The following is a 14,790-nucleotide window of genomic DNA, read 5'->3' on the forward strand; positions in this document are numbered from 1 at the left end:
GTCTAATGCCTGCATCCTCCGCCCTCGCCTTCTCTTGCTCCTGCCGGCAGCACGACGACCACCCATAACGACGAAGGCGGCCACGGGGCGGATTCGGGGATCCGTCCCCGATCCGACCCGTGGCCGCCTAGCGGATGTGCACCGACCTTACGGGCGTGCGCCGCGCCTACGAGCGTCCGTCGTCCGATTTCGGCCGGCCGCCGCGACCCGGATGGGGGCGGTGGTGGTGCTGATGGCCTTCCTTGGAGACCTGGCTCTGCGGCTGCGTCTCGTCGTAGCCCTGCGTGTAGCGCGTGCGGCGCCAATTGTGGATCGACGCGTTCGTGCCGCGGTGATGCACATGGTAGAGGCGCTGCGAGCCACCCAGCGGACGTTCCTCACGCGCGACGGCGATCTGGTTGACGTTCGACGGGTCGAGGATCGCGATCGGCGCGACCGGCTCGGCCTCGGTGGGCGCCATCGTGCGCTGCTGCATGCGCACCGGCAGCCATTCGGCGAGCCTCGACAGCAGCCAGCACAGGATGAAGTAGATGACGCCGGCCACGACGAGCGTCTGCAGGATGTTGAAGTACATCGACCCCAGTCGGCGCGACTCCTGCAGCAGGTCGGTGTACATGATGATCGAGCCGAGCGCCGTGTCCTTGAGCACGACGACGAGCTGCGTGACCGCCGCCGGCATCATCGCGTAGATCGCCTGCGGCACCTCGACGCTCAGCAGCGACTGCGTGCGCGTCAGTCCGAGCGCGACGGCCGCCTCATGCTGCCCGTTGGGCAGGTTGCCGACGCCGGAGCGCACGAGCTCGGCGACGACCGAGCCGTTGTACAGCACGAGCGAGATGACGACCGACCAGTACGCGGGGCTCGGCATGTCCATGAACGCGAACCAACGCCAGAAGAAGATCATCATGATCAGCACCGGCACGGCGCGGCAGAACTCGATGACGACGCCGCACACGCCGCGCACGAGCGCGTTCGGGATGAGTCGTCCCACGCCGAACAGCAGGCCGAAGGCGACGGCGCCAATCACGGCGAGGAACGTCGCGCGCAGCGTCGCCCACAGGCCGGGAAGATAGAAGTCGGCCCATGCCTCGCCGTCGAGCGCCGGCTTCCACAGCTCCCAGCTGAGCTGGTTCTCGCCGTCCGGCGGATTGTGCAGCCGCAGGAGGATGAGGACGGCGATCGCGATGAACACGATCGCGGCGGCCCAGTTGATGATCCTGATCCTCTTCTGCATCCTCGGACCGGGCTGGTCGAACAGCAATGCGCTTTCATTTGCGGCCATGGCTCACCTCCGCACCGCGAGCTTGTTGGACAGGAACGTCGTCAGCAGACCGATCGGGATGATCAGGATGACGTAGCCGAACGCGAAGATCAGGAAGATCTGGATGATGACGTCCGGACGGAACTCGATCATCTCGCTCATCAGCGACGAGGTCTCGGTGGCGACCGAGGCCGCCGCAGCGACCGTCGAGTTCTTGAGCAGCGCGATGAGCGTGTTGCCGAGCGGCGCGACGGAGCCGCGCAACGCCTGCGGCATGATGATGAGCGTCGCCGACTGCATGAAGCTCAACCCCATCGCGCGCGCCGCCTCGGCCTGACCGAGCGGCACCGTGTTGATGCCGCTGCGCAGCGATTCGCAGACGAAGGCCGCCGTGTACAGCGACAGGCCGACGACGGCGAGCCAGAAGAAGTTCGTCTGGAAGTTGTCGGAGAAGCTCAGCTTGAGCTGCGCGAATGCGCCGAGCACCATGAAGACCATGATGATCGTCAGCGGCATGTTCTTGAAGAACTCGACGTAGCCGCCGGCGACGTGCCGCATCGACGAGACCGGCGAGATGCGCATGAGCACGAGGATGATGCCGAGGATCGCCGAGAACAGCGCCGACCAGAACGTCAGTTCGAGGTTGACGAGGAACGCGGCCGGCACGTTGTACTGCTGGAACAGCGAAATGAATCCTTCCATGTCACTCTCCCTCGTCCGGTTTCGGCGGGTTGTACTTCGGGTTCGGCCTGTAGCCGGTGCCTTCGGTCGCGTTCTCGATCGCGCGTTCCCATTCGCCGGTCTTCTCCATCTCCTCGATGGCGGCGTTGATCTTCGTCGCGAACTCCTTGGAGCCGGCGTCCTTCTTGATGCCGACGCCGTAGTACTCCTCGGTGAACGGCTTGCCGACGACCTTGAGCTTGCCGCGCGACGCCGACGCGAGGCCCGCGAGGATGATGTCGTCGGTCGTCACGGCGTCGACGATGCCGGAGAGCAGCGCCGTCGCGCATTCCGCATACCCCGGCTGCTCCATGAGCTGCACCTCCTTGGCGAACCGGTCCTTGACGACCTTCGCCGACGTCGAGCCGGTGACCGAGCACAGCCGCTTGCCGTTGAGGTCCTGCGGCCCCTTGATCGAGTCGTCGTTCGCGCGGACCATGAGGTCCTGTCCGGCCACGAAGTACGGGCCGGCGAAGTCGACGGCCTTCTTGCGTTCGTCGGTGATCGAATACGTCGCGAGGATCATGTCGACGTCGCCGTTCTGCAGCATCGCCTCGCGCTGCTTGCTCGGCGCCTCCTTGAACACGATCTGCGAATCCGTGTAGCCGAGCTGGTTCGCGATGTAGCGGGCCACGTCCACGTCGAATCCCTCATAGGTGCCCGACTTCTTGAATCCGAGGCCCGGCTGGTCGAATTTGATGCCGACCTTGATGACATCGCCGTCGTCCGAGCCGCCCGAGCCGCACGCCGCCACCCCCGCGGCGCACGCGAGCGCGCACAGCGCGGCGAGCCCCTTGCGCAGCCATCTGCGCATCGTTGTTCGTTGGGTCATTGTTCCTTCCTTGCTTGCTTGCGTTCCTTGTCCCGACCCCGTTCTTCCCTCCGGGGGCGGCCTGCGTCGCCGTCTCGCGGCGGCGGACGGCCATCAGTGGGTGAGGATCTTCGACAGGAAGTCCTTCGCGCGCTCGGTCTGCGGATGTTCGAAGAACTCGTCCGGCGTGCCGCGTTCGAGGATCTGCCCGTCGGCCATGAAGATGATGCGGTCGGCGGCCTTGCGCGCGAAGCCCATCTCATGGGTGACGCACAGCATCGTCATGCCTTCGTGGGCGAGTTCGACCATGACGTCGAGCACCTCGTTGACCATCTCCGGGTCGAGCGCCGACGTCGGCTCGTCGAACAGCATGACCTTCGGATGCATCGCGAGCGCGCGCGCGATCGCGACGCGCTGCTGCTGGCCGCCGGAGAGCTGCGACGGCATCTTGTTCGCCTGCGAAGCGACGCCGACGCGCGCGAGCAGGTCCATCGCCTCGCGTTCGGCCTGCGTCTTGTCCATGTGGCGGACCTTGATCGGCGCGAGCGTCACGTTGTCGAGGATCGTCTTGTTCGCGAAGAGATTGAAGGACTGGAAGACCATGCCGACCTCGGCGCGCAGCTGCGCGAGCGCGCGCCCCTCCTTCGGCAGCGGCTGCCCGTCGATGCGGATGACTCCCGAGTCGATCGTCTCGAGACGGTTGATCGTGCGGCACATCGTCGATTTTCCCGATCCGGAGGGTCCGACGATGACGAGCACCTCGCCCTTCTTGACTTTGAGGTTGATGTCGCGCAGCACGTGCAGATTGCCGAAGTGCTTCTCCACGTGCTCGAGCTCGACGAGGTAGCGGTCGTCGTCCTGCGCGCCCTGTTGTGTTGCTGTAGTTGCTGTCATAGGCGCACAGTGTAGGGTTCGTGTGTTTCGTATGGCAAGTGCGGCGGGATGAATTCGCCGATTCCGAATATTATCTGGTCAGATTATGGAATGCTGTATCATTATCCGCTCTGCGCGGATGACCGCGCCGCCCGCGTTCGCCGTCCGCCGATCGTACGGCCCGCGCATGGGCGTCCGCACGGTCGATGCGCACGGGCGGCGCGCCGCTACGCCGCGCGCGTTCGCCGCTTCAGACGATGCGCTTGTGCGAGGCGAGGAACTGCACGGCCTCCGCGATGGCGGCGTCGCGGTCCTCGCCGGTGAAGGGATGCCCGAGATTCGTGTACAGGCTCACCGCGCAGTTGGGCATCGCCGCGCCGTACTGCCTGACCGCGCCGTCGCCGATGACGGCGTCGTCCTCGCCCTGGATGGCGAGCGCCGGCCCCTTGAACATCGCCGTCGTCTCGTAGATCGGCAGCGTCTGCGCAATGCGTACGTATTTGCCGGCGACGGTCCTGCCGTTCCTGAGCGTGATCTCGTCGGGGACGTGGTTCGCGTCGAAGGGCACGCCGAGCAACGTGCCGCGCAGCGCGTCGTCCTTGATCGTCGCGGCCGGCGCGAGCATGACGAGGTTGTTGACGACGTCGGAGTACATGCCGGCGGTCATGCCGGCGATGACGCCGCCCTGCGAGTGGCCCATCAGCGAGATCTCGGTCGGCTGGATCCTCGTGCGCACATAGTCGAGCACGGCGATCGCGTCCTCGATCTGGTTGAAGACGTCGGAGTCGGCGAAGTCGCCGTCGCTGCCGCCGCGCCCGTTGAAGTCGAAGCGCACGACGGTGAAGCCCTGGTCGACGAGGCCGTCGGCGATCTGCTGGTAGACGTCGCCCTCCTTCGCGCCCATGTCGCGCATGAAGCCGTGCATGAAGATGACGGCGGGCCCATGCTCCGAGTCCTGTGGCCGTTCCACGAGTCCGCGCAGCGTGAGCCCGTCGCGCCCGACTTCGATGTCCTCGCTTGTCCTGTCCGTCATCTGCTTACCTCCTGCCGCTTGGCGTTGCACTACCGGCCATCGTAGACGCCGGCGCCGCGGCGCGCCCGCCGTCATGCCGAGAGCCAATCCGGACCATGCACCGCCGATGAGGCCATCGCATTCCCGGACGGCGGCACGGCGGCAAAAGGGGAGGGACGGAACCGTACGGTTCCGCCCCTCCCCATGCATCGATCGGATCGATCAGCCGAGTCGATCGGCGGACTCAGTCGTCCTCCTCCGGGTCGTAGTCGACGCCGGTCTCGGCGCGCTGCTCGTCGCTGATCGGCGCGGGCGCGCCGGTGAGCGGGTCGCGGCCGCCGCCGGCCTTCGGGAAGGCGATGACGTCGCGGATCGAGTCGGCGCCGGCGAGCAGCGCGACGGTGCGGTCCCAGCCGAGCGCGATGCCCGCGTGCGGCGGCGCGCCGTACTTGAAGGCCTCGAGCAGGAAGCCGAACTTGTCGTTCGCTTCCTCCGGCGTGATACCGAGCACGTTGAGCACGCGGTCCTGGATGTCGTCGCGGTGGATACGCACCGAACCGCCGCCCATCTCGTTGCCGTTGCACACGATGTCATACGAGTCGCTCATCGCATGCTCCGGATCCTGGTCGAAGGTGTCGATCCAGTCCTTCGACGGCATCGTGAACGGATGGTGCATCGACGTCCACTTCGAATGGCCGACGGCCACGTCGTCGTCATCCGGATCGTCGGTGCGCTTGAACAGCGGGAAGTCGACGACCCACGTGAACGCGAACTCGTCGGGCTTGAGCAGGCCGGCGCGCTCGGCGAGCTCGACGCGCACGGCGCCGAGCAGCAGCTGCGAGGATTCGCGCGGACCCGCGGCGAAGAACACGGCGTCGCCGTCCTCGGCGCCGACGGCCTCCTTGAGTCCCGCGCGCTCCGCCTCGGAGAGGTTCTTCGCGACCGGTCCCTTGAGCTCGCCGTCCTCGGCGAAGACGACGTATGCGAGGCCCTTCGCGCCGCGCTGCTTCGCCCAGTCCTGCCATGCGTCGAACTGGCGGCGCGGCGTCGAGGCGCCGCCCTTGAAGAGCACGGCGCCCACATACGGGGCCTGGAACACGCGGAACGGCGTGTCCTTGAAGTAGTCGGTGAGCTCGACGAGCTCATTGCCGAATCGCAGGTCCGGCTTGTCCGAACCGTACTTGTCCATCGCGTCCTGCCAGGTGATGCGGTCGATCGGCAGCTTGATGTCGTAGCCGTCGGCCTTCCAGATCGCCGCGATGACCTGCTCGGCCATCGCCATGACGTCCTCCTGGTCGACGAAGGCCATCTCCATGTCGAGCTGCGTGAACTCGGGCTGGCGGTCGGCGCGGAAGTCCTCGTCGCGGTAGCAGCGCGCGAACTGGTAGTAGCGTTCGACGCCGGCGACCATGAGCAGCTGCTTGAGCAGCTGCGGCGACTGCGGCAGCGCGTACCACGAACCCGGCACGAGGCGCGCCGGCACGACGAAGTCGCGCGCGCCCTCAGGCGTCGATTTGATCATCGTCGGCGTCTCGACCTCGGTGAAGCCGAGTTTGTCGAGCTCGGTGCGCGCGGCGCGCATCATGTCCGAACGCAGCTTGATGTTGCGCTGCATCGCCGGACGGCGCAGGTCGAGGTAGCGGTACTTGAGGCGCACGTCCTCGCCCGGCAGCTTGTTCTCGGATTCGTTCTCGAGCGCCGTGGACACCTGGAACGGCAGCGCGTCCGACTTCGCGAGCACGTCGATCCTGTCGGCGACGACCTCGACCTTGCCGGTCGCCAGATGGTCGTTCTCGTTGCCCTCCGGGCGCAGGCGCACCGTGCCCTCGACCTCGATGACGTATTCGCTGCGCAGCGGGCGCGCCATCTCCTCGTCGTTGATGACGACCTGCACGAGTCCGCTGTTGTCACGAAGGTCGATGAAGGCGACGCCGCCGTGGTCGCGGCGACGGTCGACCCAACCGGCGAGCGTGACGCGTTCGCCGACGAGATCCTCGGTAACCTCGGTGGCGTGATGGGTGCGATAAGCCGTCTGGCTCATACTTCCTCTATTCTGTATTCTGTTCGTTTTTCGATTGTTGTGGTTCGTTCGTTACGGCGGCGCGCGCCGCCGAGATGCGTCCATGCGACGTCTCGGCGCGCCGACGCAGGCGGCTCAGGCGTTCGTCGTCACCGTTTGCCGGGCATACACAGTATCCGGCTCCCATGACCGCGCATCGGCGTCGTTCTGCTCGCCGCTGACGATGTTCTTCACCTGGTCGGGGCCGTCGTCGGCCGGGTCCTCGTTGGGGAACCACACGTACGGGATGCCGAGCTTGTCGGCATACTTGATCTGCTTGCCGAGCTTGGCCGCGGTCGGCGCGACGTCCGCCGCGATGCCGCGCGCGCGCAGCCGGCGGGCGACCTCGTTCGAGTCGCCGCGGTTCTCCTCGTTCCACACGGCGACGAGGACGCACGCCGGCGAGATGCGCGACGCGGTCGCGCCGGCCGAATGCAGCATGTAGGAGACGAGCCTCGACAGGCCGATCGACAGGCCGACGCCCGGGTATTTGCGGCTGCCCTGCGTCGCGAGGTTGTCGTAGCGGCCTCCCGAGCAGATCGAGCCGAGCGAGTCGGCGCCGTCGAGGAAGGTCTCGTAGACGGAGCCGGTGTAGTAGTCGAGCCCGCGGGCGATCTTGAGGTCGGCGATGACCGAGCCGGGGCGGATGCGCGCGGCCTCGTCGACGATCATCGTCAGCGTGTCGAGGCCCTCCTTCGCCATCGCGTAGTCGTCGCCGTCCATGTCGATGTGGTGGATCTCGCACAGGCCGTTGAAACGGTCGATGAGCGCGCCGCCGTCGTCCGCCGTGATCTGCGCGAGCTCGAGGCACGCCTTCGCCTGCTCGGGCGTGGCGCCGCATGCGGACACGAGCAGCGAGGCGACCTCGTCGGCGCCGATCTTGTCGAGCTTGTCGATCTCGCGCAGCACGCCCTCGATGTCCGTCAGGCCCAGGCCCCGGTAGAAGCCTTCGGAGAGCTTGCGGCTGTTCGCGTGGACGGTGGCCTTCGGCAGGCCGAACTCGCGCAGCCGCTCAAGCGCGCCGACCATGACAAGCGGCAGCTCGACCTCGTAGTGCTCGGGCAGCGTGCCGTCGCCGACGACGTCGATGTCGGCCTGGACGAACTCGCGGAAACGGCCCTCCTGCGGGCGCTCGCCGCGCCACACCTTCTGGATCTGCCAACGCTTGAACGGGAACGGCAACTGTCCCGAATGCTCGACGACGTAGCGGCTCAGCGGCACCGTGAGGTCGAAATGCAGGCCGAGGCGCTGCTCGACCGGGGTGTCCGACTCATGGCCGACCTCCTGCAGACGCGACAGCAGGTAGATCTCCTTGCTCGTCTCGCCCTTCTTGAGCAGGCTCGAGCCCTGCTCGATCGCGCGGGTCTCGATGCCGATGAACCCGTTGAGCTCGAATACTTCACGGAGCGTGTCGATGACACGCTGCTCCACTACGCGTTCAGAGGGGAGCCACTCTGGGAAACCTGATATAGATGCACCTTTTGCCACGGTTCCACATCATAAGGGATGTCGCGGAAAATGTATCGATACCATTGCCTACACTAAGGGCGTAAGAGTGTGAATACGTTCCCATTCTTACGTGTCCACCAAGCCTAAGGAGCTGACCATGGCCGACAACAACGTCACCGAATCCCAGACCAACGACTCGACGCAGCAGACGGCTGCCCCCGAAGCGACGAAGAGCGCGAAGGCGGCGCCGACGCCGGCGGCCGTCAAGGCCCATGCTCCCTCGCCGGCGGCGTTCGCGAAGAGCGCGGCGCACGCGCCGGCGGCGAAGACCGGCGGCTTCGGCGAATCGGAGATCAAGGACGCGGAGCGCTTCGGCCGCGTCGACGACAACGGCACCGTCTACGTCAAGGACGGCGACGAGGAGCGTGAGGTCGGACAGTTCCCGGACGCCTCGAAGGAGGAGGCGCTCTCGCTGTACGCACGCCGCTACCTCGACCTCAAGGCGAAGCTCGACCTGTTCGCGCAGCGCCTCAAGTCGAACTCGATCAAGCCGCGCGAGATCGACGAGACGGTGAAGGCGCTCGGCGAGGAGCTCGCCAAGCCCGACGTCGTCGGCGACATCCCGGCGCTGCGCGGCCGCTTCGAGGAACTCAGGACGCAGGCGCAGGAGAAGAAGACGTCGATCGCCGCCGCGCGCAAGGAGGCGGTCGCGAAGGCCGTCGCCGAACGCACGAAGATCGTCGAGAAGGCGGAGGAGCTCGCCGCCAGCCTCGGCGACAACACGAACTGGCGTTCCACGGCGGACAAGTTCCGTTCGCTGTTCGACCAGTGGCAGCAGCATCAGCGCACGACGGTGCGCATCGACAAGGCCGACGCGGACGCGCTGTGGAAGCGCTTCTCGTCGGCGCGCACGACCTTCAACCAGTCGCGCCGCAAGTGGGCGCAGGCGCGTGACAACGAGCGCGCGGCAGCCCGCAAGGCCAAGGAGGCGATCATCGCCGAGGCGAACGAGATCAAGGACTCGACGGCCTGGGCGGAGACCTCGCGCCGCTTCAACGACCTGATGGCCCGCTGGAAGCAGGCGGGACGCGCCGGCCGCCAGGAGGACGACGCGCTGTGGGCGCAGTTCCGCGAGGCCGCGGACACGTTCTTCAACGCGCGTCAGGCCGACCGCGACCAGATGGACACCGCCGAGAAGGAGAACCTCGCGAAGAAGGAGGCGCTGCTCGTCAAGGCCGAGGCGCTCGTGCCGGTCAAGGACGAGGCCGAGGCGAAGAAGGCGCGCCAGCAGCTCGCCGAGATCCAGGAGGAATGGGACCAGATCGGTTACGTGCCGCGCGAGGACATGCACCGCATCGAATCCCGCCTCGACGACGTGGACAAGCAGATCAAGGCCGTCGAGGACGCCGCGTGGAAGCGCAGCGACCCGGAGGCCGACGCCCGCAAGTCCAGCTTCGAAGGCCAGCTCAAGGCGCAGCTCGACGAGCTCGACGCGCGCATCGCCAAGGCGACCGACCCGAAGGCCAAGGCGAAGCTCGAGGCCGAGAAGGCCACGAAGGAGCAGTGGCTCAACGCGATCATGTGATCGTCCGCATCCGACGCGGAACGCAAAGGGGACGCACCCGAAGGTGCGTCCCCTTCCTTTTGCACTGTCTGCCACTGTCGCGCGGCCCGCTCCCCCACCGCTTACCGGCGGCATCGCCTTACGGGCGGCGTCATCTGATGTCTCGTCGGGTGCATACACCGAATGCATACGAAGAAAGAAGGTGCGGCGGTCAGCCGGATGGGATGCACGTCGCACCTTGAAGAACACTACGACCGATAAGGGAACGCAATCGCAATACATCGATCAATCGTTTACCGGCGCCGCCCGCAGGATGCGCCACCGGTAGGCGATGCCTCCTACAGGCAGTGCCGCCCATAGACGGTGATGCCGGTGGGAATCGCCACCCGTAGCAGTCCTAACGGTAGGAATCGCTGCCGGTAGCGTAAGAGGCGTCACTCGAAGAGGACCATGTTCGGGTCGTCGGTGGCGGTCCCGTACTTGGTGCCGTCGTAGACGAGGAAGGCGCCGGACTGCATGTCCTTGCCGCTCAGATGCTCGATGTTGGCCTCGGAGATCTCGTTGACGATGGCCGCGAGCGCCGGGCCCTCCTGAATGTACTGCGCGGCGTTGATCGAGGCCTCCTGCTCGTCGCGGGGCGCGGCGGCGAACACGTCGTCCGCGTAGGCGCCGAGCGCGGTGCGCAGCGGATCGTCGGCGTCCTTGAACTGCGCGGCGAGCCACGACCTCACCGTCTCATGGGTGATCGTCAGCAGCGGCGTGCGGAAGCTGTCCGTCTTCAGCGACGAACGCAATGCGTCGACGTCCTGCGCGGCCGTGTCCTCGTTGATGAACGACGTCTGTTCGCCGGCGCCGACATGTGCCGCGATCGTCTTCGCGGCCGCGTTGACGAAATCCGACGCGAGCGCGCCGACGCCTTCGGCGTCCGGGAAGTATCCGTCGAAGGCGTCATGCCGATAGGCGTCGTATGCGCGCGTCAGCGCCTCCGCATCGATGGTCCGCGCGTCGATTGTGCCAAGTTCCAAGATAGCCATGATCAGGTCCTTTCCCATGTTCGTATTCATCGACTTCCCGATGACCACTGATGATGGTGGGCGCGCCGCCCGTGATGTCCAGCGATTCTTCCCTTCGGGATAATCACCTTCCGTGCGCCGTCATTCCGGCATCGTTCTGCCGCATTTCCGGACGCGGCGTTTGCATATGGTGAAAGCGCGGCGGAAAAGAAAAAGGGCGTGCACCGCACGAAGCGGTGCACGCCCTTTGCAATGGTGGAGGATGCAATCGGTCAGCCGACGCCCTATTCGGCGCCGACGACCGGCTGCGGCTCCTCGACGACGACGTCCTTGCTCTCGTCGCCCTCGTCGGCCGCCGGCAGCTCGAAGGGTTCGCCCTTGAAGGTGAACTCGCCGAGGATGCCGTCGCCTTCGGCGTCGACAATCACGCGCTCGTTGTCGTTGAGCTCGCCCATCAGGATCTTCTCGGAGATCGTGTCCTCGATGTCGCGCTGGATGACGCGGCGCAGCGGGCGCGCGCCGAGCAGCGGGTCGAAGCCCTTCTGCGCGAGCAGGTCCTTCGCCTTGTCCGTCAGGTCGAGCTCCATGTGGCGCTCGAAGAGGCGGTCGTTGAGCTGCTCGACGTCCAGATCGACGATCTGGCGCACCTGCGGCTCGGTGAGCTGGCGGAAGACGATGATGTCGTCGAGGCGGTTGAGGAACTCGGGGCGGAACTGCTGCTTGAGCTCGTTCGAGACCTGGTCCTTCATCCGCTGGTAGCTCGACTCGGTGTTGTTGCCGGTGTTGAAGCCGGTGTTCGCCGCCTTCGCGATGTCGCGCGTGCCGAGGTTCGTCGTCAGGATGATGATCGTGTTCTTGAAATCGACCTTGCGTCCCTGGCCGTCGGTCAGATGGCCGTCGTCGAGCACCTGCAGCAGCGTGTTGAAGATGTCCGGATGCGCCTTCTCGATCTCGTCGAAGAGCACGACGGAGAACGGCTTGCGGCGCACCTTCTCGGTGAGCTCGCCGCCCTCCTCGTAGCCGACGTATCCCGGGGGCGCGCCGAAGAGGCGCGACGCCGCGTACTTCTCGGAGAACTCCGACATGTCGACGCGGATGAGCGCGTCCTCATCGTCGAACAGGAACTGCGCGAGCGTCTTCGCGAGCTCGGTCTTGCCGACGCCGGTCGGGCCGGCGAAGATGAACGAGCCTGCGGGTCGCTTCGGGTCCTTGAGTCCCACACGCGTGCGGCGGATCGAACGCGACAGTGCGGAGACCGCCTCGTCCTGGCCGATGATGCGCTTGTGGAGCTCCGATTCCATCGACATGAGCTTCTTCGATTCCGCCTGCGTGAGCTTGAACACCGGGATGCCGGTGCTCTGCGAGATGACCTCGGCGATGACGTCCTCGTCGACGACCATGCGGACGTCGGATTCGCCTTCGCGCCAGGCCTTCTCCTTCTCCTTGCGCTCGCTTTCCAGCTTCTCCTGGCTGTCGCGAAGCTCGGCGGCCTTCTCGAACTCCTGATCCTTGATCGCCTGGTCCTTGTCCTTGGCGATCTTCGCGATGCGGTTGTCGAGCTCCTTGAGCTCCGGCGGGGCCGTCAGGCGCTTGATGCGCAGGCGTGCGCCCGCCTCGTCGATCAGGTCGATCGCCTTGTCCGGCAGGTTGCGGTCCTGGATGTAGCGCGCGGAGAGCTCCGCGGCCGACTGCAGCGCGCCGTCGGTGATCGTCACGTGGTGATGGTTCTCATAGCGCGAGCGCAGGCCCTTGAGGATCTCGATCGTCTCGGCGATCGACGGCTCGGCGACCTGGATCGGCTGGAAGCGGCGTTCGAGCGCCGCGTCCTTCTCGATGTACTTGCGGTACTCGTCGGTCGTCGTCGCGCCGATCGTCTGCAGTTCGCCGCGCGCGAGCATCGGCTTGAGCATATCGGACGCGCCGAGCGCGCCGTCCGCGGAGCCCGCGCCGACGATCGTGTGGATCTCGTCGATGAACAGCACGATGTCGCCGCGCGTCTTGATCTCCTTGAGCACCTTCTTGAGGCGCTCCTCGAAGTCGCCGCGGTAGCGCGATCCTGCGACCATCGAACCGAGGTCGAGCGAATACACCTGCTTGTCCTTGAGCGTCTCGGGCACGTCGCCCGCGACGATCTTCTGCGCGAGTCCTTCGACGACGGCGGTCTTGCCGACGCCCGGCTCGCCGATGAGCACCGGGTTGTTCTTCGTGCGCCTCGAGAGCACGACCATGACGCGCTCGATCTCCTTGCTGCGTCCGATGACCGGGTCGAGCTTGCCTTCCTGCGCCTCGGCGGTGAGGTTGCGGCCGAACTGGTCGAGGATGACGGAGCCGCTCTGGCCGCGCTTGTCCTGCACGCCGCCGGCGTTCGCCATGTCGCCCTTGTCCTCGGAACCGTTCGAATTGCCACGGATCATGTCGATCGTCGTGGTGCGCAGTTCCCCAAGGTCCACGTCCATCTTGATGAGGACCTGGGTGCCCACGCCTTCACCCTCGCGGATGAGGCCGAGCAGGATGTGTTCGGTGCCGATGTAGCTGTGCCCCAGCTGCAGTGCCTCACGCAGCGAGAGCTCCAGCACCTGCTTGGCGTGCGGCGTGAAGGGGATGTGGCCGTTCGGCGCCGCATTGCCCTTGCCGATCATCTCCTCGACCTGCTTGCGCGTGTCCTCGAGCGTGACGCCCTTGGCCTCCAGGGCCTTCGCGGCGACGCCCTCTCCCTCACGAATCAGGCCGAGCAGCAGATGCTCGGTGCCGATATAGTTGTGCTGGAGGGCACGAGCCTCTTCCTGCGCGAGCACGATGACGCGCCGCGCACGGTCGGTGAACCGTTCGAACATGCTTGTCCTTCCATGACTTGGTAATTCCACCTCACTCTACAAATTTCTGGTGACGTTTATTTCCGCGACATCCGAGTTTCTCCGCGAGGCGACTACGTTATGCTTGAAGACGGTGAGCGAAGCCGCCTCCGCCGCCATATGGCGGCGGAGGCGGATCTACCAACGAAGGAGCAACGCATGAGCGCAACAATCGATTCTCTCAACCCCACCGGGGACATCGTCGTCGGCGTCGACGGCTCCCCCGAATCGTTCTCGGCGCTGCGCTGGGCGCTGCAGCAGGCGCAGCTGTCCGGACAGCGCGTCAACGCCGTGTACGGATGGTCGTATTCGTGGGACATGGGTCCCGAACCGGCGAACAAGGAGGAGGCGGACGCGCTGCGCAAGCGCATCGCCGACGAGCTGCACGTCTGGGTCGAGGCGGCGTCGAAGGACATGGACCTCGCCGACGAGCAGATCAAGCTGACGTCGTTCCGCGCGGCCGCGAGCACGGCGCTGCTCGAGATCGGCGCGAACGCGCAGCAGATCGTCATCGGCCGCCGTTCGATGAGCCGCGTCGCGCGCTGGCTGCTCGGCTCGCTCTCGTCGTCGCTCGCCGAGGAGGCGAGCGTGCCGGTCACGATCATCCGCAGCGCGCAGGACGAGGACATCGACGTGCAGGACCAGATCGCGAACGCGTTGTCGCCGAACGACCAGAACGTGCATTTCGTGACGCCGCACGTCGAGATCCCGCGCACGGCCCGCCCGATCGTCGTCGGCGTCGACAGTTCGGACACGTCGCGGCGCGCGCTCAGCTTCGCGGCCGAGCTCGCCAAGCTCAACGGCGCGCCGCTGCACGTCATGTTCTTCTGGAGGATCAAGGACCTGGGCACGGTGCCCGGATACGAGACGAGCGTCGCGCCGATGGACGTCGCCCAGAAGTACGCGATGCGCCGCCTCGAGGAGTTCATCGACGGCGCGAAGCTGCCGAAGTCACTCGACGTGACGCCGAACGCGTTCCACATCTCCCCCGGCAAGGGCCTCGTGAGCGCGTCGCGCTACGCGCGCCACGTCGTCGTCGGCTCGCGCGGCCTGAGCGGCCTCGACGCGCATTTCCTCGGCTCCGTCTCCAAGCAGGTGATCAATTCGGCCGAATGCAACGTCACCGTCGTGCACTGAGCACACGCGACAGTATGGGTTCACCCTGAGCTCAGCGCC

Annotated in this window: 11 protein-coding genes; 2 read left to right on the forward strand and 9 right to left on the reverse strand. The window is 66.1% G+C overall.

Going from position 1 to position 14,790, the window contains the following annotated elements; genetic code table 11:
* Positions 1–166: 166 nt before the first annotated feature.
* From BCHO_RS00060 to hisS, 7 genes are all read right to left on the reverse strand, one after another.
* Positions 167–1,282, reverse strand: coding sequence for an amino acid ABC transporter permease (locus BCHO_RS00060; protein ID WP_024540817.1), 1,116 nt, complete (start codon positions 1,280–1,282; stop codon positions 167–169).
* A 3-nt stretch (positions 1,283–1,285) separates the two neighbouring features.
* A complete protein-coding gene (locus tag BCHO_RS00065) occupies positions 1,286–1,963 on the reverse strand; it encodes an amino acid ABC transporter permease (RefSeq protein ID WP_024540816.1) in 678 nt (225 codons plus the stop codon).
* A gap of 1 nt (position 1,964) precedes the next feature.
* Entirely contained in the window at positions 1,965–2,813 is an 849-nt protein-coding gene (locus BCHO_RS00070; RefSeq protein WP_024540815.1) for a glutamate ABC transporter substrate-binding protein, read from the reverse strand.
* A 93-nt stretch (positions 2,814–2,906) separates the two neighbouring features.
* Complete coding sequence (locus BCHO_RS00075) at positions 2,907–3,686, reverse strand: amino acid ABC transporter ATP-binding protein (RefSeq protein ID WP_024540814.1); 780 nt, start codon at positions 3,684–3,686, stop codon at positions 2,907–2,909.
* A 229-nt stretch (positions 3,687–3,915) separates the two neighbouring features.
* Complete coding sequence (locus BCHO_RS00080; protein WP_024540813.1) at positions 3,916–4,698, reverse strand: alpha/beta hydrolase family protein; 783 nt, start codon at positions 4,696–4,698, stop codon at positions 3,916–3,918.
* 223 nt (positions 4,699–4,921) lie between these two features.
* Positions 4,922–6,718: an aspartate--tRNA ligase gene (gene aspS / locus BCHO_RS00085; RefSeq protein ID WP_024540812.1), complete on the reverse strand. Its 1,797-nt coding sequence runs from the start codon at positions 6,716–6,718 to the stop codon at positions 4,922–4,924.
* Between the two features lie 114 nt (positions 6,719–6,832).
* Positions 6,833–8,224 (reverse strand): histidine--tRNA ligase, encoded by a 1,392-nt coding sequence (gene hisS, locus BCHO_RS00090; RefSeq protein WP_024540811.1) that lies wholly within the window; start codon positions 8,222–8,224, stop codon positions 6,833–6,835.
* 118 nt (positions 8,225–8,342) lie between these two features.
* On the opposite strand from hisS, the gene BCHO_RS00095 reads away from it, so the two are divergent.
* Positions 8,343–9,770 carry a DUF349 domain-containing protein gene (locus BCHO_RS00095; RefSeq protein ID WP_024540810.1) on the forward strand — a complete coding sequence of 476 codons (1,428 nt, stop codon included), beginning with the start codon at positions 8,343–8,345 and terminating at the stop codon, positions 9,768–9,770.
* A 413-nt stretch (positions 9,771–10,183) separates the two neighbouring features.
* Here BCHO_RS00095 and BCHO_RS00100 read toward each other — a convergent pair whose 3' ends face one another.
* Positions 10,184–10,783: a hypothetical protein gene (locus BCHO_RS00100; protein ID WP_024540809.1), complete on the reverse strand. Its 600-nt coding sequence runs from the start codon at positions 10,781–10,783 to the stop codon at positions 10,184–10,186.
* Positions 10,784–11,046: 263 nt separating this feature from the next.
* Positions 11,047–13,596: an ATP-dependent Clp protease ATP-binding subunit gene (locus BCHO_RS00105; protein ID WP_024540808.1), complete on the reverse strand. Its 2,550-nt coding sequence runs from the start codon at positions 13,594–13,596 to the stop codon at positions 11,047–11,049.
* A 177-nt stretch (positions 13,597–13,773) separates the two neighbouring features.
* Here BCHO_RS00105 and BCHO_RS00110 point away from each other — a divergent pair, with 177 nt between their 5' ends.
* Entirely contained in the window at positions 13,774–14,751 is a 978-nt protein-coding gene (locus BCHO_RS00110; protein WP_051354863.1) for a universal stress protein, read from the forward strand.
* The last annotated feature ends 39 nt before the right edge of the window (positions 14,752–14,790 follow it).

It is taken from the genome of Bifidobacterium choerinum (assembly GCF_000741135.1).
In the GTDB taxonomy this organism is placed as follows: domain Bacteria; phylum Actinomycetota; class Actinomycetes; order Actinomycetales; family Bifidobacteriaceae; genus Bifidobacterium; species Bifidobacterium choerinum.